At 44.1% G+C, this 23,160-nt stretch carries 13 protein-coding genes and 6 tRNA genes; 18 read left to right on the top strand and 1 reads right to left on the bottom strand.

Annotation, left to right across the window (positions count from 1 at the left end; genetic code table 11):
- The first annotated feature begins 7 nt into the window (after window positions 1-7).
- From GD630_RS07165 to GD630_RS07130, 8 genes are all read left to right on the top strand, one after another.
- On the top strand, window positions 8-2,008 hold the full coding sequence (locus GD630_RS07165; RefSeq protein ID WP_143865784.1) for a transglutaminase domain-containing protein: 2,001 nt from the start codon (window positions 8-10) through the stop codon (window positions 2,006-2,008).
- Entirely contained in the window at window positions 1,999-3,879 is a 1,881-nt protein-coding gene (locus GD630_RS07160; RefSeq protein WP_143865786.1) for a glutaminase domain-containing protein, read from the top strand. The genes GD630_RS07165 and GD630_RS07160 overlap by 10 nt, the downstream gene beginning before the upstream one ends.
- Window positions 3,876-4,751: a signal peptidase I gene (lepB, locus tag GD630_RS07155; protein WP_143865787.1), complete on the top strand. Its 876-nt coding sequence runs from the start codon at window positions 3,876-3,878 to the stop codon at window positions 4,749-4,751. Before GD630_RS07160 ends, lepB begins: the two co-directional genes overlap by 4 nt.
- Before the next feature lie 327 nt (window positions 4,752-5,078).
- Entirely contained in the window at window positions 5,079-6,683 is a 1,605-nt protein-coding gene (locus GD630_RS07150; RefSeq protein WP_143865789.1) for an O-antigen ligase family protein, read from the top strand.
- Window positions 6,684-6,697: 14 nt separating this feature from the next.
- Window positions 6,698-7,789 carry an efflux RND transporter periplasmic adaptor subunit gene (locus GD630_RS07145; RefSeq protein ID WP_143865791.1) on the top strand — a complete coding sequence of 364 codons (1,092 nt, stop codon included), beginning with the start codon at window positions 6,698-6,700 and terminating at the stop codon, window positions 7,787-7,789.
- A 54-nt stretch (window positions 7,790-7,843) separates the two neighbouring features.
- Complete coding sequence (locus GD630_RS07140; RefSeq protein ID WP_143865793.1) at window positions 7,844-10,930, top strand: efflux RND transporter permease subunit; 3,087 nt, start codon at window positions 7,844-7,846, stop codon at window positions 10,928-10,930.
- Between the two features lie 16 nt (window positions 10,931-10,946).
- On the top strand, window positions 10,947-12,446 hold the full coding sequence (locus tag GD630_RS07135) for a TolC family protein (protein ID WP_143865795.1): 1,500 nt from the start codon (window positions 10,947-10,949) through the stop codon (window positions 12,444-12,446).
- A gap of 19 nt (window positions 12,447-12,465) precedes the next feature.
- Window positions 12,466-15,723: an efflux RND transporter permease subunit gene (locus GD630_RS07130; RefSeq protein ID WP_143865797.1), complete on the top strand. Its 3,258-nt coding sequence runs from the start codon at window positions 12,466-12,468 to the stop codon at window positions 15,721-15,723.
- Between the two features lie 48 nt (window positions 15,724-15,771).
- Here GD630_RS07130 and GD630_RS07125 read toward each other — a convergent pair whose 3' ends face one another.
- Window positions 15,772-16,329 (bottom strand): NAD(P)H-dependent oxidoreductase, encoded by a 558-nt coding sequence (locus GD630_RS07125; RefSeq protein ID WP_143865799.1) that lies wholly within the window; start codon window positions 16,327-16,329, stop codon window positions 15,772-15,774.
- Window positions 16,330-16,517: 188 nt separating this feature from the next.
- Between GD630_RS07125 and nspC the strand changes: the two genes are divergently transcribed.
- The 10 genes from nspC (at window position 16,518) to GD630_RS07075 (ending at window position 23,068) form a co-directional block, all read left to right on the top strand.
- Complete coding sequence (gene nspC, locus GD630_RS07120; RefSeq protein ID WP_143865908.1) at window positions 16,518-17,657, top strand: carboxynorspermidine decarboxylase; 1,140 nt, start codon at window positions 16,518-16,520, stop codon at window positions 17,655-17,657.
- Window positions 17,658-17,775: 118 nt separating this feature from the next.
- A tRNA-Gly gene (locus tag GD630_RS07115) sits at window positions 17,776-17,848 on the top strand.
- Window positions 17,849-17,882: 34 nt separating this feature from the next.
- Window positions 17,883-17,964, top strand: a tRNA-Leu gene (locus GD630_RS07110).
- Between the two features lie 23 nt (window positions 17,965-17,987).
- A tRNA-Leu gene (locus tag GD630_RS07105) sits at window positions 17,988-18,071 on the top strand.
- Between the two features lie 19 nt (window positions 18,072-18,090).
- Window positions 18,091-18,163, top strand: a tRNA-Gly gene (locus GD630_RS07100).
- Between the two features lie 32 nt (window positions 18,164-18,195).
- A tRNA-Leu gene (locus tag GD630_RS07095) sits at window positions 18,196-18,280 on the top strand.
- A 34-nt stretch (window positions 18,281-18,314) separates the two neighbouring features.
- Window positions 18,315-18,390: transfer RNA gene (locus GD630_RS07090), tRNA-Gly, on the top strand.
- 193 nt (window positions 18,391-18,583) lie between these two features.
- On the top strand, window positions 18,584-19,750 hold the full coding sequence (nagA, locus tag GD630_RS07085) for an N-acetylglucosamine-6-phosphate deacetylase (protein ID WP_007755161.1): 1,167 nt from the start codon (window positions 18,584-18,586) through the stop codon (window positions 19,748-19,750).
- 20 nt (window positions 19,751-19,770) lie between these two features.
- Entirely contained in the window at window positions 19,771-20,943 is a 1,173-nt protein-coding gene (gene nagA, locus GD630_RS07080) for an N-acetylglucosamine-6-phosphate deacetylase (RefSeq protein WP_143865801.1), read from the top strand.
- A 115-nt stretch (window positions 20,944-21,058) separates the two neighbouring features.
- Window positions 21,059-23,068: a glycoside hydrolase family 97 protein gene (locus tag GD630_RS07075; RefSeq protein ID WP_143865802.1), complete on the top strand. Its 2,010-nt coding sequence runs from the start codon at window positions 21,059-21,061 to the stop codon at window positions 23,066-23,068.
- The last annotated feature ends 92 nt before the right edge of the window (window positions 23,069-23,160 follow it).

Below are 23,160 nucleotides of genomic sequence, written 5' to 3'. Positions count from 1 at the left end.
TAAGAATATGATAAAGCACTTACGATATATCCAACTTATAATTATAATTCTATTAGGATGCTATCTTGTCGATACAATAGTATTTAGGGAAGAGCCAATAACTTCTCTAGAGTCTGCGTTACGAGTTGCGAAAGATAATAGGATGGAGTTAGAGAAAGTGCTTTATCGTTATAAAAAAGACTCTAGCGATAGCTTGAAGTATAAAGCAGCTTGTTTTCTGATAGAAAATATGCCTTTTTATAGTTATTCTGATAGTGAGCAATCTGCTAACTACAAGTCTTACTATATATGGTTGAAAAAGAGTAAAGGTAAAACGCCACAACAAGTTGCTGACTCTGTAAAGGCTGTATATGGGGTCATGAAAGAGCCGAATAAGAAACGAGATATTATGGAAATAGACTCTGCCTACCTATGCCATAACATCGATTGGGCATTTAAAGTTTGGCAAGAACAACCTTGGGGAAAGAATATCTCATTTGAAACGTTTTGTGAATACTTACTGCCTTATCGGATAGGTGATGAACCATTATCTTATTGGCGTGAAACGTACTATGAAAAATATAATTCGTTGCTTGATTCATTGCGTATGTCTGATTCATTAGATATCGAAGATCCTGTGGTTGCCGCTAATTATTTAATAAGTAAATTGCCTGATAAGAGTCATTATTATACTTCTGTAACGCCCTATCCATTTGGACATATAGGGCCTGAATATGTACAATATTTGTCAGGAACATGCAGAGAAGTGACTGATTTTGGAGTGTATTTATTTAGAGCTTTGGGTATTCCTTGCGCCATTGACTTTGTTCCTGTACGTAGTTATGTAAATGCCGGGCATTTTTGGTTAACAACGTGGAATAAAGATGGAGAGGAGTACATGACTGACTTTCCGCAAAAGTTACGCCCTGTACGTAAGAATTGGTGGTATCGGTGGGATGATAGTTCTAAAGTGTATAGGTATACTTTTAGTGTGAACAGAAAGTTGTATGAGCAAATGGCAAACTATGGGGAAGACATATATCCATTTTGGCATTTGCCTAAATTTATGGACGTAACTTATGCATATGGATATAACTTTAAGAAAGAGTTGGTTATTCCTCTAGAAAAGCTATATAAAACAAAACGGATCGGGAAAATAGCTTATCTATGTGTCAGTGACCGGGATCGTTGGACTCCTATTGATTGGACTGAATATGATGCTGGCCGTTTATCGTTTCAATATATACGCAATGGCTCGTTTATGAGAGTGGCTACTTATGAGAATGGTACATTATGCTTTTTGACCGATCCTTTTTATGTTGATAAACAGAGTAATGAGATCTGCTATTATCCCGCAGGAAAGGAGAAGAGAGATGTAATATTATACGCTAAGTGTGATATTGGGAGAGAAAATGCGTTCAGAAATCGAATGATAGGAGGTGTTTTTGAAGGGAGCAATCATCCTGATTTTTTGGAAAAAGACACCTTATTTATTATACAGGGCAGACCTACTCGTTTGAATACAACTGTAAAAAGTTGGTCTGATAAAGAATATCGTTATTTAAGATATTTTGGTCCGCCCAAAAGCGCATGTAATATTGCGGAAGTCGCTTTTTATGGGGAGAATGATACCGTAGCTTTATCTGGGGAAATTATAGGGACTCCCGGATGTTACCAACATGACGGAACGCATGAATATACTAATGTCTTTGATGGAAAAACGTGGACTTCCTTTGATTATTTTAAACATACCGGTGGATGGGCGGGACTTGACTTGGGTAGAAAAGTCCGTGTAGACCGTATTGTCTATACTCCGCGCAACAGAGACAACTATGTCCGTCCTGATGATGTATATGAGTTGTTTTATTGTGACAAGGACTGGAAGTCTGCCGGAAAAATTAAGGCAACTGCCGACTCATTGGTATTTCAGGGCATTCCTGTAAATACGGTATTGCTTTTGAGAAATCATACACGTGGATTGGACGAGAGGATATTTATTTATGAAAACGGGGTACAGCTATGGAAATAAGAATGTATATCAGATTTGTTGCAACATGGAGAATGATTATAGCCTCAGGTATTATTTCTCTGATATATGCATGTGCTTGTCCGGATGAGAAGACTCCCCGCCTGTCCGCTATTGTTCCTACTGAACATACATTGTTGGCTGTTACCCCTAGTTTAAGTCTCCAATTAACGGGGGATACCTTAAATAAAAGTTACCCGCAGTTAAGAACCGGAAAAGCGTTTCCGATAACTGGCTTTTTACGTGTAGACGGCATACCTTATCGTTTTATGGGAGGTGATTCTTTACGTATATCTCCTTTAGCGCCTCTTTCGGAGGACACTGTCGGATGGACGGGAAAATATTCTTTCTTGTTTCCGGGAAAAGGATGGGAGCAGAGGATGTATGACGATTCTTGGTGGAGTGATGGTAAAGGGGCTTTTGGTCCGATAAAAGGATATTATTATCCGGCTCATACCCTGTGGGGAGCGGAAAATATTTATGTCCGCAGGCATATCAAGGTCGGTAATAGAAATGTTTTGAAGAATCATAAAGTTTATGTCCGTTATGTATGCGACGATCGGATAAAACTTTTCTGTAATGGGAAACATCTGTTGGAAAGCGGATTTACACATCAAACGAAATGCCAGCGTTTGACTGATGAAGCAATTAATCAAATAGTGGATGGAGATAATATCTTGGCTGCATATTGCCGCAATACAGGTGGAGCTGCCTTATTGGATTTTGGCTTGTATATAGAAAATAAAACTTATGCTGATGCGGAACCTGCAACTTTGAAAAAAATGAATGCGCAAGCTACACAGACTCAATTTATTTTCCAGTGTGGAGAGGTGGAACTTCAGATTGATTTGGTCTCACCTTCCTTATCGGAAAAGTGGGATATGGCAGGGTGGCCTGTCGGTTTTCTTTCCTATCAGGTTCGTACGGAAAACGAAAAAGAGCATACGGTGGAAATTATGTTTGATGTAGATGTGGAATGGATGTTTGGTACGAGGAAAGTTGATAGTTGGGTTGAACATGATTGGCGTTTTGCGAAGTCCGACAGTTTGTATTTGGCTATGATAGCAGGGGAAACAACGTTTTCATGTGAAGATAATCATATCATCTTGTCTCAAAACTTGTGTGCGAGAAATGAGAATAAAGGTGTATTACTTATTGGACATGAAGAAGGTCGGACTTTCCAATATAGCGGTGAGAATTTGCGCCCACTTTGGAATAAGGATGGAACAAGAGAGGTGAAAGAATTAATGATGTCTGTAGGAAACAGATACCAGAAATTTAAAACCGAATGTGATGAATTGGATTATCGGTGGAATATCAAGGCATTTCAAGTAGGAAATGAAGCCTTTGCCGGGTCCATGCTTTCTGCCTATCGTAACTTTATGTCTTCTCACAGGTTTGTGTCATCCTCAGACAATAAGCTTTTTTGTTTTGGTGATACTTTGGGTAATGTCAGAGAAGCTTATAAAAGTTTTCCGGCATTGTTGTTTTTTAATCGCACCGATTGGATGAAAGGGTTGTTGGAGCCCATATTTGCGTATTGTGAAGATATTCATTGGGCAAAGAGGTATCCACCTTACGATATAGGCTTGTATCCCATTGCTAGCAAACAGGTGAAACTAGAAGACTGTGCCATAGAAGCGGCAGCCAATATATTGATGATGACAACTGCTATTATTGAAGCGGAACAGGACTTTGGTTACGCTGATATGCATTGGGAGCAATTGTGTTTATGGGCGGATTATTTGCAGGAAAGAATGAAGAAAATGACTTTTCCATCTGTAGGGTTATTGGAGCATGACGACGAACGTGTGAAATGTGTGTTAGGGCTGATGGCTTATCATAAATTGGTTCAATTAAAAGGAAACCTATGAGCAAAGTGAAGAAAATCTGGAATATATTGGAGAATTTGGCGTTCTTCATATTCTGTATGGTGGTAATTTTATTCTTGATGCAATTGTTCTGCTTCACTTCATTCAGGATACCTTCGGATTCTATGGAACCGACATTGAAGGATGGCGACCGGATATTGGTTAATAAGATGATAAAGGGGGCTCGCCTGTTTGATGTGTTCGCTGTTCTGAATAATGAGGACGTTGTTATCCACCGGACACCCGGATTGGGGAATTTCAAGAGAAATGATATACTGGTTTTTAATTTCCCTTATCAAATGAATCGTTGGGATAGTGTAAGGTTCGATGTAATGCAATATTACGTAAAGCGATGTATTGCTTTGCCAGGAGATACGTTAGAGATTCGGGGCGGATTTTATAAAATACGTGGATGTGACGAACAACTGGGAAATTACAGCGCTCAACACGATCTTGCGAACTTGGATTATCCGGAGCAGTATGGCATTGTGGTCGGTACATTTCCGTATGATAAACAAATTGGATGGACTATCCGTGAGTTCGGACCTTTGCCGATTCCCAAGAAAGAACAGACGGTAATGATGAACCGTACAAACTGTCTTTTGTACAGGCAGTTGATAGGGTGGGAACAGAAGAAGAAACTACGTATAAAAGACGGACAGATATTGCTGGGAGACAGTGCGATTACCCAATATCGCTTTAGAAAGAACTATTATTTTGTATCCGGTGATAATATGGCAAATTCACAGGATTCAAGATACTGGGGGATGTTGCCGGAAGAATATATTGTAGGTAAGGCTACCCGTATCTGGTATTCGGAAGATAAATTTACGGAGAAACCCCGCTGGGATAGAATAATGAAGAAAATAAAATGAAAAATGAGATATAAATTGATAAATACGGATTATGGCCTTCACCCTTCACAACTCTTTATTCATGGGGGATAGCGGGTGAAGGTATAATTGCAATATGTAATTTATAGGTAGAATTTAGCATAAAGGAGCGGTCGTTTACTTGTAAAGGACCGTATAATATAGAAAAAACATACGGTTGATTGATTCAAAAGATACGGTTGTTTAGGGTAAATCATGCGGTTGTTTTACCTAAAACATATAGGAGAGTTAATCAAAAGATATAGAAGAGTCAGACAATTGAAGTGCATGAAAGCAAAATTGAAGTGGATAAGACCTAGAAGGAAAGGTATGGCAGATTTGATAGCGCTCTTGGGAGTGGCTGCAATTTTGAGCGTAGTGGTTTTTGCCACTCCGAGTGACATTCCTATTGGCGAAATGGCCTATCAAAAACTGTGGTTGGGACGCATGATCTTTGTTTTTGTCATTTGCTGTGTATTTTCTCTTTGCCTGAACAGAAAACAATATCTGTCTTTTCCATCCATCGTAACATGGGTATTGATTGTATTGGGAGGTATTGAGGCCATTTGGGGATTGAGACAGATATACGGTCTGGCAGTTTCCAATCATTCCTTGTATGCACTTACGGGGTCTTTCTATAATCCGGGTCCTTATTCGGGATATTTGGCGATGATATTTCCGCTCTGTCTGCATGAGTGGCTAAGCTTGAGAGAAAAAACGGAACGTACATGTCTGGAACAGGGAAAATATTATGTGACATTGGGAGTGATACTGTTGATTCTTTGTGTGCTGCCTGCCGGAATGAGCCGTTCGGCTTGGATTGCTGCCATTATATCGGGCGTATGGGTATATGGGATACACGCCTCATGGAGAATCAGATTAAAGGAGATCAGAACGAGATATAAAAGAAAGGTAGGATTAGCTTGTATCGCAGGTGGTGTTATAATCATAATGATTGGCTACGCACTTTTCCAACTGAAAGCAACTTCTGCCAACGGACGCTTGTTCATGTGGAAAGTCAGTGCTCTTGCTATTGCTGAAAGTCCCATCGTCGGACATGGAACAGGAAGCTTTGTTTCAGCTTATGGCAGAGCGCAGGAAGATTATTTCGCCAACGGTGAATATTCGGAGACAGAAGAATTAGTGGCAGGAAGTCCGGAGTATGCTTTTAATGAGTATTTACAGATAGCGGTGGAATATGGAGTTCCTTTTTTATTGGTGACTGCATTAGTGATTACATTTTGTCTTTGGAGGGGAATTACGGAAAATAGAATTGGCATTTGTGGAGGTGTGATTTCAGTATTGGTATTTGCTTTTTCTTCTTATCCGATGCAGATTCCAGGCTTTGCTGTTGCATTCTATTTATTGTTGGTGGCTTGTGCCATTGGACGTTCGAGGATAATACTGTCACTTTTTCTTTCAATGATGGTACTATTGGGAGCGTATTATTGGAGGAATAACCAATATGATGCGTGCAAAGACTGGCATCGTGTTAAAATGCTTTATAATATAGGAGCTTACCGGTCTGCTGAAAAAGACTACGAGAAGTTATATCCTGAGTTAAAGAATCGTGGGGTATTCCTTTTTGAATATGGTCATTGTCTTCATAAATTAAAAGAATACGAAATGTCAACAAACGTATTGGAGGAAGCGATGATACACAGTAATGACCCGATGATATTGAATGTTATTGGTAAGAATTATCAGGCGACAGGAGATTATGAAAAAGCCGAAAAATTTCTGCTACGTTCTACACATCGACTTCCGGGGCGGATTTATCCATATTATCTGTTGGCGAAGCTTTATGCGGAGCCAAGATATCGGCAACCTGAGAAATTAAAGGATGTTGCTGAAATAGTGTTGACGAAAGAACCAAAGATTCAATCAACAGCTGTCAAAGAAATGAGAGAAGAAGTAAGGAAATTATTGAAATAAAAAAACTAATAAATATGAAGAAACACAATTGTATATGGTTACTGTTATGTTGGGTATTAGGGATAAACACCTCTTGCTCCGACAAGCAAAGTGATACGGAAAAGCAAGAGCTGGGAGTGACCACCGTTCTTCCTGATGCAAAAAATGAGGTTACCGTCCAAGTTCTGAAACGGCAGACTTTTAATCACGAGTTGGTAAGCAATGGCAAGGTGAATGCCCGGAATAAAGCTGATTTGCGTTTTGAGACAAGTGAAGTTATCGCCCGTATCTATGTGAAGAATGGCGACCGTGTGCATAAAGGGCAAAAATTGGCGGAGTTGGACAAATTCCGTCTGGAGCAGAAACTGTCCCAGTCTGAGGATGCCTTGTTGAAAGCTGAGCTGGAGCTGAAGGATATATTGATAGGACAGGGGTATTCTGTTGATGATTTCAGCAACGTTCCGGCGGAGACGATGAAGATTGCCAAAGTAAAAAGCGGATATGACCAGTCGAAATCACAATATGAGTTGGCAAAGAGAGAAACGGGCCATGCCACACTGACCGCTCCTTTTGACGGAGTAGTGGCTAATCTTTTTTCGAAGGCTTTTAACCTGGCTAATACGTCTGAAGTATTCTGTACGGTTCTTGATACCAAAGGTATGGAGGCCGAATTTACTGTATTGGAGAGTGAACTTGCTTTTATAAAGAAGGGTGATAAGGTAATGGTTCTTCCCTATGCCGGAGGAGGCTCGTTTGAAGGCAGCGTGTCGGAAATCAACCCATTGGTGGATATCAACGGGATGGTGAAGGTGAAGGCTGACGTGAACGGAGAAGGCAAGCTGTTTAGCGGCATGAACGTAAGGGTCAGCGTGAGACGTAACTTGGGTGAACAGCTGGTGATTCCCAAGACGGCGGTGGTATTGCGCTCTGGCAAGCAGGTGGTGTTTACCTTGAAGGACGGCAAGTCCATGTGGAACTATGTGCATACGGGAATGGAGAATGCTACGGAATGCATCGTTTCTGATAAATCCCAAAAAGGAGTTGAAGATGGTTTGTTGGAAGGAGATACGGTCATTGTGACCGGAAATCTGAATCTGGCGCATGAAGCGGAAGTAAATGTAAGATAATCAAAAAAGGTACGGAGTCGTCTGTGTGTAGTCCCGTGCCTAAAATCAAGTAGTATGATAAAATTTTTAATCCGGCGTCCTATTGCGGTACTGATGGCTTTTACCGCCTGTTTCATTATCGGGCTGGTGACGTATTCCACCCTGCCGGTTTCATTGCTTCCGGATATTGCCATTCCGGAGATAACGGTTCAGGTATCCGCCGCCAATACATCTGCCCGTGAGTTGGAAAATACGATTGTGAAACCTTTACGCGGACAACTGATTCAGGTTTCGACCCTGAAAGATATCCATAGTGAGTCACGTGACGGGGCGGGAATTATCCGTTTGTCTTTTGATTACGGTACGAATACCGACCTTGCCTTTATCGAGGTGAACGAGAAGATAGACGCTGCGATGAACTTCCTTCCGAAAGAGACGGAACGTCCGAAAGTGATAAAGGCAAGCGCTACGGATATTCCCGTATTTTACCTGAATCTGACATTGAAGAATGACACTGCCGGTTATGGTACGGGAGAAGCTTTCCTGGATTTGTGCGGGTTTGCCGAATCGGTTATCAAACGCCGTATCGAGCAATTGCCGGAAGTCGCTATGGTAGACGTGACCGGAATCGTGGAACGCCAGGTACAAATTGTTCCTGATGAAAATAAGCTGGCGATGATGGGACTTTCCATCGGGGATATTGAATCGGCCCTGTCGTCCAATAATGTGGAACCGGGTAGTATGACGGTGCGTGACGGGTACTATGAATATAACATTAAGTTCTCTACACTGCTGCGCACGGCGGAAGATGTGGAAAATATCTATTTGCGCAAGGGCGACCGCATCGTACAGTTAAAGGATTTCTGCAAAGTTAGTATCGTGCCAGTGAAGGAGAAAGGTGTATCCGTGTCGAACGGCAAACGCGCAGTGACGCTGGCCGTCATCAAGCAGGCGGACGAGAACATGGACAAGATGAGGAATTCCCTTGTAGGCACTATGAACTATTTCCAGCGGGTGTATCCGGATATTGATTTCAGTATCAGCCGTAATCAGACGGAACTGCTGGACTATACGATTTCCAACCTGCAACAGAATCTTTCCTTGGGCTTCCTGTTTATCTGCCTGGTGGCGGTTCTGTTTCTGGGTGATGTGAAATCACCGCTGGTTATCGGACTTAGCATGGTGGTTTCCATCGTCATCAGCTTTGTATTCTTCTACCTTTGTAATATGTCATTGAACATCATTTCCCTTGCAGGGTTGATTCTGGCTCTGGGAATGATGATTGACAGCTCGATTATCGTGACCGAGAATATTTCTCAATATCGTGAACGGGGATATTCCCTGCGGCGTGCCTGTATCACGGGAACGAGCGAAGTGGTGACTCCCATGTTGAGTTCCTCGCTGACTACCATCGCCGTATTCGCTCCCTTGATTTTTATGAGTGGCATTGCCGGAGCCATCTTCTATGACCAGGCTTTCTCTGTCACGGTAGGGCTGATGGTGTCTTATTTTACGGGAATCATGCTTCTTCCCGTTCTTTACCTGCTGGTCTACCGTACAGGCGTCTGTACCCGAAAATGGAAGTGGTTTTCTTTCAGATTCAATAACCCAATAAAAGACCATACGCTGGACCGCTTTTATGATTCGGGAGTGGACTGGGTATTCCGTCATAAAACATTCAGTGTGCTATTCTGCATCGTTTCCATCCCGCTCTGCGTCTTCTTTTTTTTCTTCATAGATAAGCAGCGGATGCCCGATATAGAAGAGAACGAACTGATTGTCCGCATCGAATGGAATGAGAATATCCATGTGGATGAAAACAGGAAGCGTGTGGACGGACTTTTTAAGGAACTGGAGGGGCGGTTCCTTGAACAGACGGCTTCTATCGGCAGGCAGGACTTTATCTTGAACCGGGAAAGGGAACTTTCCTCTTCCGAAGCGGAACTTTATTTCCGGACGGAAACTTCCGATGAGATCGTTCCCTTGGAACAGGAGATATACCGGAGACTGAAAGAACGCTATCCGCTCTCTGTCGTGTCTTTCGCTTCACCGGAAACGGTGTTTGAAAAACTCTTCGTGACGGGTGAGCCGGATGTCGTTGCCGAGTTCTATGCCCGCAACAGGGCGCAGGCACCGGAAGCGGAAACAATTCGTAAAGTGGAGCAGGCACTGGCGAAGGAAACCGGAATCAACCCTACGGGTATCGCTTTCGAGAACCAGCTGGACCTGAGTATCAGCAAGGAAAAGCTCTTGCTCTACCGTGTCTCCTATAATGAGCTTTACCGTGTCTTGAAAACCGCTTTCCGTGAAAACAGCGTGACCATGCTGCATTCCTACCAGCAGTATCTTCCGATAAATATTGCGGGCAATGAGAGGACGGTGAACAGGGTCTTGCAGGAGACATTGATACAGACACAGCCGGACAGTAAAGGGGAGGTGGAATATATCCCGCTTCGGGAACTACTAAAGGTGACTCCCGCCGAAGACTTGAAAAGCATTACTTCCGGACGTAACGGAGAATTTGTGCCCTTCGACTTTTACGGGGTGCGGGATGCGGACAAGCTGATAAAGAATGTAAAGCGGGTAGCGGAGGAAACGGGAGACTGGGACACGGGCTTTTCCGGCAGCTTCTTCTCTAATCGGGAAATGCTGGATGAACTGGTAGTGATACTTATGATTTCACTGTTGCTGATGTATTTTATCCTTGCGGCACAGTTCGAGAGCTTTTTACAGCCTTTGCTTGTCCTGGCGGAGATTCCGATAGACGTGGCCTTTGCACTGTTGTTGCTTTGGCTTTGCGGGCACACACTGAATCTGATGTCCGCCATCGGGCTGATTGTCACCTGTGGCATTGTCATCAATGACTCTATATTGAAACTGGATGCCATCAATGAACTGCGCAAGTCAGGCGTCCCTTTGCTGGAAGCCATCCATGAAGCCGGCCGCAGGCGCCTGCGGCCCATAATCATGACTTCGCTGACTACGATTTTTGCCATGGTCCCGCTGTTGTTCTCTTCGGATATGGGTTCGGAACTGCAAAAGCCGTTGTCCATTGCCATGATAGGAACGATGTCAATAGGTACGGCAGTGAGTCTGTTCATCATACCGTTGCTTTACTGGTTCATTTACCGGAAAAAAGAAGAAATAAGTAATAAAGACTAGTTCAAATATGAGAGTTATGAATTTAAGAATTCCCACCTTTCTCTGTGTCCTTTGTGTCCTCTGTGGTGAATCCTCGTTGTATGCGCAGAAACATCTGGTACTGGACCTGAATCAGACGATTGCTTTGGCGAATGACAGTTCGTTGGAGTCATTCCGCGCACAGAATATGTACCTTTCCGGTTATTGGGAATATCGGACATACCGTGCCAACCGTTTGCCTAGTTTGACGCTGGATCTTACTCCGGCACAATATAACCGGGACATTACGAAGCGTTACGATTCGGGCTCCAACCTGGATGTATACCGTACGCAGCAATCTTATTATGCATACGGAGGACTGAGTGTGAAACAAAACCTGGACTTGACCGGAGGTGCATTCTATCTGGAATCGAATCTTGCTTATATGCGTAACTTCGGTGATAACAGCGCGACGCAACTCACCAGTGTTCCCGTGCGAATCGGATATTCGCAGAGCCTGGTAGGATACAATCCCTTCAAGTGGGAACGTAAGATAGAGCCGTTGAAATACGAGCGCGTAAAGAAGGAATTCCTCTATAATGTGGAGAAAGTCTCGGAAACCGCTACGAATTATTTCTTTTCGCTGGCTATGGCACAGGCGGAATATAATCTGGCTAAGGATAACCTGGCTTCCACGGATACGCTATACCGTATCGGACAGCAACGTCATCGGATAGCCGCCATTTCGCAGGCCGACTTGCTGACACTGAAGCTGGACCGTGTGAACGCGCAGAATACGTTGCAGAACAAGGCGAGTGATCTGAAACGGGCGATGTTCTCTCTGGCGTCTTTTCTTAATCTGGATAAGAATACGCAGATAGACTTGAGGCTTCCTTCCCGTCCCAACCGGATAGAGATTCCGGTGGATGAGGCTTTGAACTATGGAAAGAGTAATAACCCCCAATTGCTGGAATTGAAGCAGAATGTGCTGGAAGCGGAAAGAAATGTGGATAAGACGAGAAAAGAATCACGTTTCAACGCAAGCGTGAATGCGAGTATCGGCTTTAATCAGGTAGCGGATAATTTCGGTGATGTATATCATAAACCGATGCAACAGGATTTGGTGTCGGTCAGCGTTTCTATTCCGTTGGTGGATTGGGGTGTCCGTAAGGGAAAGCATAATATGGCACGGAATAATCTGAATGTGGTGAAAATCTCCGCCCGTCAGGATGAGATAAGCATTGAGGAGGAGGTTATCATGACGGTAAGTGACTTTAATATCCAGCAGCAACTGATAGCGAGTGCGGAAGAGGCGCTTGACTTGTCCATTCTTGCCTATAACGAGACGAAACAGCGTTTTATTATCGGTAAGGCGGACATCAACAGTCTCACTCTTTCACTTAATCGCCAGCAACAGGCGCAACGGAACTATATTTCGGCTTTACAGAATTACTGGCTGAATTATTACAAGATACGTCGTCTCACTCTGTTTGATTTCGCTGCGAATCTTTCCCTTTCCGACCGTTTCGATTTTAACGGAGGGAAACTAATTAAATGAAGAATGAGAAAAGATTGATATGGAATCTGAATTGAAAAGGTCTTTAAAGGCATCCGCTTTTACATTGATTGTCGCATTTGTCTGTGTGGCACTAGTCGGGTTGGCACTTGTTCCGTTGTTACCGGTCAAGCTGAATCCATCGCGGACATTGCCGGGGTTTAGTGTCAGTTTTAGTATGCCCGGCACTTCGGCTCGTGTGGTGGAGATGACGGCTACCAGTAAGTTGGAAGCAATGCTTGCCCGTGTGAAAGGGATTCGGAACATTTCTTCCACTTCGGGAAACGGGTGGGGAAGGATTAATGTAAGTCTGGACAGGCATGCGGATGCATCGGTCGCGCGTTTTGAAGCTTCGACGATTATCCGGCAGACGTGGCCTGAGTTGCCGGACGGGGTGAGTTATCCGTATATACAGATGCATAGTCCGGAGCAACAGAGCCAAGGGCCTTTCATGTCGTTTACGATTAATGCGCCTGCCACTCCCATTCTGATTCAGCAATATGCGGAGGAGCATATCAAGACACGGCTGGCACAGCTTTCGGGAATTTATAAGATAAGTATTAGCGGAGCTACGCCGATGGAATGGAGATTGGAATATGACAGTGAACAGCTACGTACGTTGGGGGTGAGTACGGATGATATTCGTCAGGCGGTCGGGCTGCATTATAAGAAAGAGTTTCTGGGTACTTATGATGTGGAACAGGGGGCTGCGGGCAGGCAATGGATACGCCTGGCGCTGGTTCCCGAACATGACAGCCGGGAGTTTGATGCCAGCCGGATACAGGTGAAGATGAAGGACGGGAGAATGATTGGTCTGGATGAGCTGGTGAAGGTTTCCCGCATGGAACAACAGCCGCAAAGTTATTACCGTATCAATGGACTGAATTCCATTTATCTGTCGATAGTTGCGGAAGAGACGGCTAATCAGTTAGCGTTGAGTAAGGAAGTAAAGGCATATATGGATAATATCCGGCTATTGCTCCCGACGGGATATGAGATTCATACGAGTTATGACGCAACGGAGTTCATCAGAGATGAGCTTGGTAAGATTTATTTGCGTACGGGGGTCACGGTGGCTATCCTGTTGTTGTTTGTATTGCTGATTACATTCAGTCCTAAATATCTGTTTCTGATTGTTGTCAGCCTGTCTGTCAATATAGCGATTGCGGTTATTCTGTATTACGCGTTCGGGCTGGAAATGCAGCTGTATTCTTTGGCGGGTATCACTGTCTCGTTGAATCTTGTGATTGATAATACGATAGTGATGAGCGACCACTATCTGCGTCGTGGCAACCGGAAAGCGTTTATGTCTGTGCTGGCGGCTACATTGACGACGATGGGAGCGCTGGTTATCGTTTTCTTTCTGGATGAGAAGATACGGCTCAATTTGCAGGACTTTGCCGCTGTGGTGATTATCAATTTGGGAGTCTCTTTGTTGGTTGCCTTGTTTTTTGTTCCTTCCCTGATTGATAAAACAGGACTGAAGCGGCGGAAAAGAATTTCTCTTTCGAAACCAAGGCTGAAACTGAAATCGGGACAGAGGATAGGGAACGTGCGTCTCTTAGTGTGGACACGCTCAAGGATGCACCGTTTTCCGGTTTACTTCAGCCGTTTTTATATGTGGCTGATACGGATTCTTTGCCGTTGGAAGGTGGCGGTGTGCATACTGTTATTATTGGGATTCGGATTACCTGTATTCTTGTTGCCGGAAAAGATGAAGGGGGAAGATAAATGGGCGGAAGTTTATAATAAAACGTTGGGTACTTCTACTTATAAGGAAAAGGTGAAACCGATTGTGGATAAGGCGTTGGGCGGAAGCTTGCGGCTGTTCATACAAAAGGTGTATGAGGGGAGCTATTTCTCACGTAATGAAGAAGTGGTGCTCCACGCCAATGCGAATCTACCGAATGGGAGCACGCTTGAGCAGATGAATACACTGATAAAACGGATGGAAACCTATCTGAGTGGATTTAAGGAAATCAAACAGTTTCAAGCGTCCGTAGAGAGTGCCCGTCGGGCATCTATCCATATCTATTTCACCAAAGAACACCAGAAAAGTGGGTTTCCTTATACGTTGAAAGCTAATATGATAAGTAAGGCTCTTCAATTGGGTGGTGGAGATTGGAGTATCTATGGGTTGCAGGATCAGGGATTTAGTAATAGTGTGCGTGAGAATGCGGGTTCTTTCCGGGTGAAGATGTACGGGTACAATTATGACGAACTTTACGATTGGGCGGAGAAACTGAAAGTAAAGCTGTTGGAGCATCGGCGGATCAGGGAAGTGACGATAGGTTCTGGTTTCTCGTGGTGGAAAGATGATTATATGGAGTTTTACTTCAATCTGAACAAACGGCGGATGGTTGAAGAAGGAATTGGAGCCGGAGGGTTGTTTTCCGTTATCCGTCCGATATATGGGCGAAATATGGAAATCGGCTCAGTACTGACGGAGGAAGGAACGGAAAAGATAAGGCTTTCTTCCCGGCAATCGGAAGAAAGGGATGTATGGGCTATGCAGTATTATCCTTTTCAGGCAGGCGGCAGGGAATATAAGATGTCGGAACTGGCCATTGTCGACAAAGGACAGATGCCGCAAGAGGTGGCAAAGGAAAACCAGCAATACCGCTTGTGCCTGCAATACGAGTATATAGGCTCTTCGGAACAGGGGCATAAATTGCTGAAGAAGGATTTGGAGGAGTTTAATGAAGTCCTTCCGATGGGATATACCGCGAAATCAGAAGATAACAACTGGTCGTGGGGTGGAAAGGATAATAAACAATATCGTCTGCTTCTGATCGTAATCGGCATTATATTCTTTATTACGAGTATTCTTTTTAATTCGTTGAAACAGCCGTTGGCTATTATTTTTGTGATTCCGGTATCTTATATCGGCGTATTCCTGACGTTCTATTGGTTCAAACTGAATTTTGACCAGGGAGGTTTTGCCTCCTTTGTCCTGCTTTGTGGCATCACGGTGAATGCAAGCATTTATATATTGAATGAATATAATGCGGTTCGTAAGCGTTTTCCGTGTCTTGCACCGTTACGGGCCTATGTGAAGGCATGGAATACAAAGATAATACCTATCTTCCTCACAGTTGCTTCTACCGTTTTGGGATTTATTCCTTTTATGGTAGGAGCGGAAAAGGAGGGATTCTGGTTTCCGTTGGCGGCAGGCACTATTGGCGGGTTGATAATGTCAGTGGTCGGAGTGTTTGTTTTTTTGCCCGTACTGACACTGAAGAAGAAGCATTGCTTTACCTCCTCTAAAGCTGTGCTTTAGGTATGCTAAAGCGTAGCTTTAGACTGGATAAAGCTACGCTTTTTGTTTTTACCAATTATTTCCCGCATTACTGCTGTTAATAAGCATTTCTACTCTTTGTTTGTACAAGTTCGCTCCTTCGGCAATGTTCTTTCCCGCATCCGCGGTTCCCATTCCATATATCACAATGGGGGTCTGCCATACCATGCCCGAGTGGATTGCACTTCCCTGATAAGGACGCAAAAGTTCGTCCGTAGTGAATCGGTTTCGTCCACCACTGCGATAGGCCTCGTATTCCGAACCGGTAGTTGTCACTACCATCAATGGCTTTCCGGCAACGGCCGGAGTTTTGGATAAGAATGTGAAAACCTCGTCCTGCCATTTTTTTAATAATGACGGTGCGCTCATCCAATAGAAAGGAAACTGGTAGATAACGGCCGAAGCGTCGGAGATGATTTTACTCCATTCGTCGATATTGAAAGCGATATCTTCCGACAATTCGTAAAGGTTGAAAACCGCTACTCCCTCAATGTCACTGACAGCGTCAATTAATGCCTTGTTCGCTTGTGAGGCTTTAATGTTGGGATGTGCCAGCAGAATCACTACTTTTCTTAAATCTTTATTCATATTCAATCAGTTATTTAGGATGATACAACTACTTATAAATAATAAAGGCTTAAAAATAGGAAAAAGTTCTCGAAAAGCAATATCTTAATTAAAAATAAAACAATCTCTCTTTGCTTTTGAATTTGTATTTTTGCATCCGCGTCATTGAGGCGTTACTTTGGAATTTTAGATAAAACTTAAATAGTATGATGATAGACTTTGCACAGTTCCCTTCTCCTTGTTATATTATGGAAGAAGAACTCCTAAGAAAGAACCTTACATTGATCAAGAGCGTAGCCGACAGGGCGGGAGTGGAGATTATCCTTGCTTTCAAGTCGTTTGCCATGTGGCGTTCTTTCCCGATATTCCGTGAATACATACGTCATTCAACAGCCAGTTCGGTGTATGAAGCCCGTTTGGCGCTGGAAGAGTTCGGGAGCAAGGCACATACGTATTCTCCTGCCTATACGGAGCGGGATTTTCCTGAAATCATGCGTTGTAGTAGTCATATCACATTCAATTCGATGGCCCAATTCGAACGTTTCTATTCGATGACGGTTGCCGAAGGAAGCGGTATCTCATGTGGTATTCGTGTAAATCCTGAATATTCGGAGGTAGAGACGGAGCTTTATAATCCATGTGCGCCCGGTACCCGTTTTGGAATAACGGCAGACCTGCTGCCGGAAACATTGCCGCAGGGAATTGAAGGTTTCCACTGCCATTGTCATTGCGAGTCCTCCTCGTATGAGTTGGAACGTACATTGGAACATCTGGAAAGCAAGTTTTCCCGTTGGTTTCCGCAGATTAAATGGTTGAATCTAGGGGGCGGACATCTGATGACACGCAAAGATTATGACACTGAGCATTTGATAAGACTGTTGAAGGAATTGAGAACGCGTTATCCACACTTGCAGATAATCCTGGAGCCCGGATCGGCTTTTACTTGGCAGACGGGAGTGCTGACTTCCGAAGTGGTGGATATTGTGGAAAGTCGTGGAATCAAGACAGCTATTCTGAACGTCAGTTTCACCTGCCATATGCCGGACTGTCTGGAAATGCCATATCAACCTGCCGTGCGTGGCGCAGAGATGGGAAATGAGGGAAAATACATCTATCGTCTTGGAGGAAATTCCTGTTTGAGCGGTGACTATATGGGACTGTGGAGTTTCGATCACGAGTTGCAAATCGGAGAGCGTATCGTGTTTGAGGATATGATTCACTATACGATGGTGAAAACGAATATGTTTAACGGAATTCATCATCCCGCCATTGCCATTTGGACAAAAGAGGGGAAGGCGGAAATATACAAGCAATTTTCTTATGAAGATTATCGTGACCGAATGAGTTGATAATCAAATTGATTGTTTTGCATCGGGTGCAAGGTGAGCAGATTTCTTTGAAAAAAGTGTGCAGAATGTTTGCAGGTTTACGGAAAATGCCTACCTTTGCAACCGCAAACGAAAAAATGCGGAAATAGCTCAGTTGGTAGAGCATAACCTTGCCAAGGTTAGGGTCGCGAGTTCGAGTCTCGTTTTCCGCTCATGTTTCTTTGAAATGTTGGAACAATAATCTTTGCCCAGGTGGCGGAATTGGTAGACGCGCACGTTTCAGGTGCGTGTGTCGAGAGGCATGCAGGTTCGAGTCCTGTTCTGGGCACAAAGGTTAAACTTTAAAATTATGGAGAGGTGGCGGAATTGGTAGACGCGCTACTTTGAGGGGGTAGTGACAGTTATGTCGTGGGAGTTCGAGTCTCCTTCTCTTCACGGTTCGTTAAAGTGAAATGCGGAAATAGCTCAGTTGGTAGAGCATAACCTTGCCAAGGTTAGGGTCGCGAGTTCGAGTCTCGTTTTCCGCTCTTGTTTCTTTGAAATGATGGAACTAAGTTTTGCCCAGGTGGCGGAATTGGTAGACGCGCACGTTTCAGGTGCGTGTGTCGAGAGGCATGCAGGTTCGAGTCCTGTTCTGGGCACCAATCTTTCAGATTTCTGAATGACGAAATTTAGTTTGCGGAAATAGCTCAGTTGGTAGAGCATAACCTTGCCAAGGTTAGGGTCGCGAGTTCGAGTCTCGTTTTCCGCTCCAGATAAATTATAGAGGTTGTCGGTCAATAAGACTGGTAACCTCTTTTTTTTGTACCTTATTGTACGTTTAGCGGACGATTTTATCAATAATTTGGATAGAAAAGCGTAATTTTGCAAGTGAAAAATCGATGTACTTCCCCCCGAAAGAGAGTCATCGGTTTATGTAGACCTATAATTAATTTAATAAAAATGATATGTTAACACAAATCATTAATGCACGCATCCTGACACCACAAGGCTGGCTAAAGGATGGGTCAGTTCTTATTCGCGACAATAAAATTCTGGAAGTAACCAATTGTGACCTTGCCATTATCGGAGCCAAACTGATTGATGCCAAAGGAATGTATATCGTTCCGGGCGGCGTGGAAATCCACGTTCACGGTGGCGGTGGAAGAGACTTTATGGAAGGTACGGAAGACGCTTTCCGTACGGCAATCAAAGCCCATATGCAGCATGGTACTACCAGTATTTTTCCGACTCTTTCTTCTTCTACCATTCCGATGATTCGTGCTGCCGCGGAGACCACTGAGAAAATGATGGCGGAACCGGACAGTCCTGTACTCGGACTTCATCTCGAAGGCCATTATTTCAATATGGCAATGGCGGGCGGACAGATTCCGGAGAATATCAAAGATCCGGACCCGGAAGAATATATTCCCTTGTTGGAGGAAACGCACTGCATCAAGCGTTGGGACGCTGCGCCGGAACTTCCCGGAGCCATGCAGTTCGGCAAATATATCACGGCGAAAGGGGTGCTGGCTTCAGTAGGGCATACGCAGGCTGAGTTTGAAGATATACAGACGGCATACGAAGCCGGATATACCCATGCTACTCATTTCTATAATGCCATGCCGGGATTCCATAAACGGAAAGAGTACAAATATGAAGGTACGGTGGAGAGTATTTATCTGATTGACGATATGACAGTGGAAGTAGTGGCCGATGGTATCCACGTGCCGCCGACGATTCTGCGCCTTGTTTACAAGATCAAGGGGGTGGAGCGTACTTGTTTGATAACGGATGCGTTAGCTTGTGCGGCGAGCGATAGCCAGACGGCTTTTGACCCGCGTGTCATTATCGAGGACGGGGTTTGTAAACTAGCCGACCGTTCCGCTTTGGCGGGAAGTGTGGCGACAATGGATCGTCTGATACGTACGATGGTGCAGAAAGCGGAAATCCCATTGGCGGATGTGATTAGAATGATTTCTGAAACACCTGCCCGTATCATGGGAGTGCTGGATCGTAAGGGCACGCTCGAACGTGGTAAGGATGCCGATATCATTGCTTTGGATAAGGACTTGAATGTAAGAGCCGTGTGGGCAATGGGGCAATTGGTAGAGGGAACCAATAAACTGTTTTAAATCCTATAAATAAGAAGACTATGTTGACTCAGATAATTAACGGACGGATATTGACTCCGCAGGGATGGTTGAAAGACGGTTCCGTATTGATTTGTGATGGAAAAATATTAGAGGTGACCAACAGTGATTTGGCGGTTATCGGTGCAACGGTGATTGATGCTCGTGGGATGACAATCGTACCGGGATTCGTGAGTATGCATGCGCACGGAGGTGGTGGTCATGATTTTACGGAAACGACGGAGGAGGCTTTCCGTACTGCTACTATGGCACACTTGAAACATGGAGCTACCGGTATGTTTCCTACTTTGTCGTCTACTTCCTTCGAAAGGCTTTATCAGGCAGTCGATGTATGCGAGAATCTGATGAAGGAGAAAGACTCTCCGATTCTCGGTCTGCATATCGAGGGGCCTTATCTGAATCCGAAGATGGCGGGAACGCAATATGACGGATTTCTGAAAACACCGGATGAAAATGAATATATTCCTTTGCTGGAACATACGTCTTGCATCAGACGTTGGGATATCAGCCCGGAGTTGCCCAGTGCGCATGATTTTGCCAGATACACCCGTTCAAAGGGGATTATGACGGCGGTGACTCATACCGAAGCCGAATATGATGAGATAAAGGCTGCATATGCAGTGGGATTCTCTCATGCCGCTCATTTCTATAACGCTATGCCGGGTTTTCATAAACGTCGTGAATATAAGTACGAAGGTACGGTAGAAAGTGTATATCTGACAGAAGGAATGACGGTGGAAGTCATTGCGGACGGTATACACTTGCCGGCTACTATCTTGAAATTAGTTTATAAATTGAAAGGGGTAGAAAATACTTGCCTTGTCACGGATGCCCTGGCTTATGCTGCTTGTGACGGTACTGTACCTATTGATCCACGCTACATAATAGAGGATGGAGTGTGTAAGATGGCAGACCATTCAGCACTGGCCGGTAGCTTGGCTACGATGGATATCTTGGTGCGTACTATGGTGAAGAAAGCGAACATACCTTTGGAAGATGCCGTGCGCATGGCTTCCGAAACTCCTGCCCGTTTGATCGGAGTGGGTGATCGGAAAGGGGCGTTGGCAAAGGGGAAGGATGCTGATATTGTGATTCTTGATAAGGAACTGAATGTACGATGTGTATGGTCGATGGGAAAGATTGTTCCGGGAACTGATATTCTGTTGCATAAATAAGAATAGAAATCATACCGAAGAAAGAGATTCTCTTTATTAGAACGAAATTCACCTTGATTATATAAGTGTTTTTCTCTTCTGAATTGTACTATATATAAATAACAGATATAGTGCTATGAAAATAAATTATGCAATCGGAGCTTTTCTGTGTATGCTGGGATGTTATGCGTGTAGCAGTCCGAAAACAGAAGTCAAATCACCGGACGGCCATATTAAGATGTCTTTCACGCTGGATGAGAACGGTACCCCGTTTTATAATGTCTCGGTAGGCGATTCACTATTGATTGAGAACTCTGCAATGGGGTTTACAGAAGAAAATGGAGTTGCTTTAGGAGAAGGTTTTCAGATAAACAGTACGACTTTCGATCATAAGGATGAGATTTGGACACAGGCTTGGGGAGAGAATAAAAAGAACAGGGATCATTATAATGAGATGGCGGTGAGCCTGACCAACAAAGATCAGGTGGAGTTGACACTTCGTTTCCGTGTGTTTGATGATGGAGTAGGGTTCCGTTATGAGTACAGTGTTCCCGCAGTGGATTCGTTGATGATAACCGATGAACTGACAACTTTCCGTTTTCGTCAGGACGGAACTTCATGGTCGATTCCCGCCAGTGCGGAGACTTATGAATTACTATATAAGCAACAGCCTATTTCCGAAGTGGAAACTGCCAATACTCCTTTCACATTCAAAACGGCAGACGGTATTTATGGCAGTATTCATGAAGCGGCTTTGTATGATTTCTCCGAAATGACTTTGAAGCAGACCGGAAGATATGCATTGAAAGCTGAGCTAACTCCTTGGTCGGATGGTATCAAAGTGCGTAAAGGCAATCATTTTACTACTTCCTGGCGTACCATCCAGATTGCTCCGGAAGCTGTCGGGCTGATTAATTCTTCCTTGATTCTGAATCTGAACGAACCTTGTGTACTGGAAACTACCGATTGGATTCGTCCCTTGAAATATGTCGGAGTGTGGTGGGGAATGCATTTGGGTGTGGAGACTTGGAAGATGGACGAACGTCATGGAGCCACTACCGCCAATGCCAAGAAGTATATTGATTTCGCTGCCGCCAATGATATAGAGGGTGTTTTGTTTGAGGGATGGAACGAAGGATGGGAAAGCTGGGGTGGTATGCAGAATTTTGACTTTACGAAACCGTATGCTGATTTTGACATTGACGAGATTGTGCATTATGCGAAAGAGAAAGGCGTTGAAATCATCGGACATCATGAGACTGGAGGCAATATTCCCAACTATGAACGTCAGATGGATCATGCCATGCAATGGTACACAGAACATGGTATTCATATCCTGAAAACCGGTTATGCGGGTGCTTTCCCGAATGGACTTTCGCATCATGGACAGTATGGGGTTAATCATTATCAGAAAGTGGTAGAGACAGCTGCCCGTCACAAAATGACAGTGGATGCACACGAGCCGATTAAAGATACCGGTATTCGCCGTACATGGCCCAACATGATGACTCGTGAAGGTGCAAGAGGTATGGAATGGAATGCATGGAGCGAAGGTAATCCTCCTTCCCATCATGTGATGTTGCCGTTTACCCGCCTGTTATCCGGTCCGATGGATTACACTCCTGGAACTTTTGATATTTTGTTTTTACAGACAAAGGATTCTCCCCGTCGCCGGAAATGGAACGATCAGGATAAGGGAAACAGCCGTGTGAACACTACATTGGCGAAACAGCTTGCTAACTGGGTGATTTTGTATTCCCCTTTGCAAATGGCTTCTGATATGATTGAACATTATGAGGGACATCCGGCTTTCCAGTTCTTCCGCGATTTTGATCCGGATTGCGACGAATCGAAAGCATTGGCAGGAGAACCAGGTGAATTTGTAGCCATCGTGCGTAAAGCAAAAGGTAACTATTTCTTGGGAGCGGCAACGAACGAGAAACCCCGTACACTGGAAATAAAATTGGATTTCCTGGAACCGGGCAAACAGTATAAAGTTGTCATCTATGCGGATGGAGAGAATGCGGATTGGAAATCAAATCCTACGGATTACCGGATAACGGAACAAACGGTTACTTCTGAAAATACGTTGAACATACGAATGGCTGCCGGAGGCGGACAGGCTATTTCATTTATGGCACTTTAATAAAGTTTGTTAGAGGTTAGAAAAAACGGTGGACAGTGTTGAGGCTGTCCACCGTTTTTGTTTGCGAGAATACTTATCTTATTATTTGTTAT

The organism is Bacteroides zhangwenhongii (genome assembly GCF_009193325.2).
Lineage (GTDB): Bacteria > Bacteroidota > Bacteroidia > Bacteroidales > Bacteroidaceae > Bacteroides > Bacteroides zhangwenhongii.
This window is presented reverse-complemented; position numbering and strand designations above follow the sequence as displayed.

Bases quoted from the DNA above. Each gene is read 5' to 3' on its own strand.
- GD630_RS07165 (WP_143865784.1), top strand. From the start codon at position 8: ATGATAAAGCACTTACGATATATCCAACTTATAATTATAATTCTATTA.
- GD630_RS07160 (WP_143865786.1), top strand. From the start codon at position 1,999: ATGGAAATAAGAATGTATATCAGATTTGTTGCAACATGGAGAATGATT.
- lepB (WP_143865787.1), top strand. From the start codon at position 3,876: ATGAGCAAAGTGAAGAAAATCTGGAATATATTGGAGAATTTGGCGTTC.
- GD630_RS07150 (WP_143865789.1), top strand. From the start codon at position 5,079: ATGGCAGATTTGATAGCGCTCTTGGGAGTGGCTGCAATTTTGAGCGTA.
- GD630_RS07145 (WP_143865791.1), top strand. From the start codon at position 6,698: ATGAAGAAACACAATTGTATATGGTTACTGTTATGTTGGGTATTAGGG.
- GD630_RS07140 (WP_143865793.1), top strand. From the start codon at position 7,844: ATGATAAAATTTTTAATCCGGCGTCCTATTGCGGTACTGATGGCTTTT.
- GD630_RS07135 (WP_143865795.1), top strand. From the start codon at position 10,947: ATGAATTTAAGAATTCCCACCTTTCTCTGTGTCCTTTGTGTCCTCTGT.
- GD630_RS07130 (WP_143865797.1), top strand. From the start codon at position 12,466: ATGGAATCTGAATTGAAAAGGTCTTTAAAGGCATCCGCTTTTACATTG.
- GD630_RS07125 (WP_143865799.1), bottom strand. From the start codon at position 16,329: ATGAATAAAGATTTAAGAAAAGTAGTGATTCTGCTGGCACATCCCAAC.
- nspC (WP_143865908.1), top strand. From the start codon at position 16,518: ATGATAGACTTTGCACAGTTCCCTTCTCCTTGTTATATTATGGAAGAA.
- nagA (WP_007755161.1), top strand. From the start codon at position 18,584: ATGTTAACACAAATCATTAATGCACGCATCCTGACACCACAAGGCTGG.
- nagA (WP_143865801.1), top strand. From the start codon at position 19,771: ATGTTGACTCAGATAATTAACGGACGGATATTGACTCCGCAGGGATGG.
- GD630_RS07075 (WP_143865802.1), top strand. From the start codon at position 21,059: ATGAAAATAAATTATGCAATCGGAGCTTTTCTGTGTATGCTGGGATGT.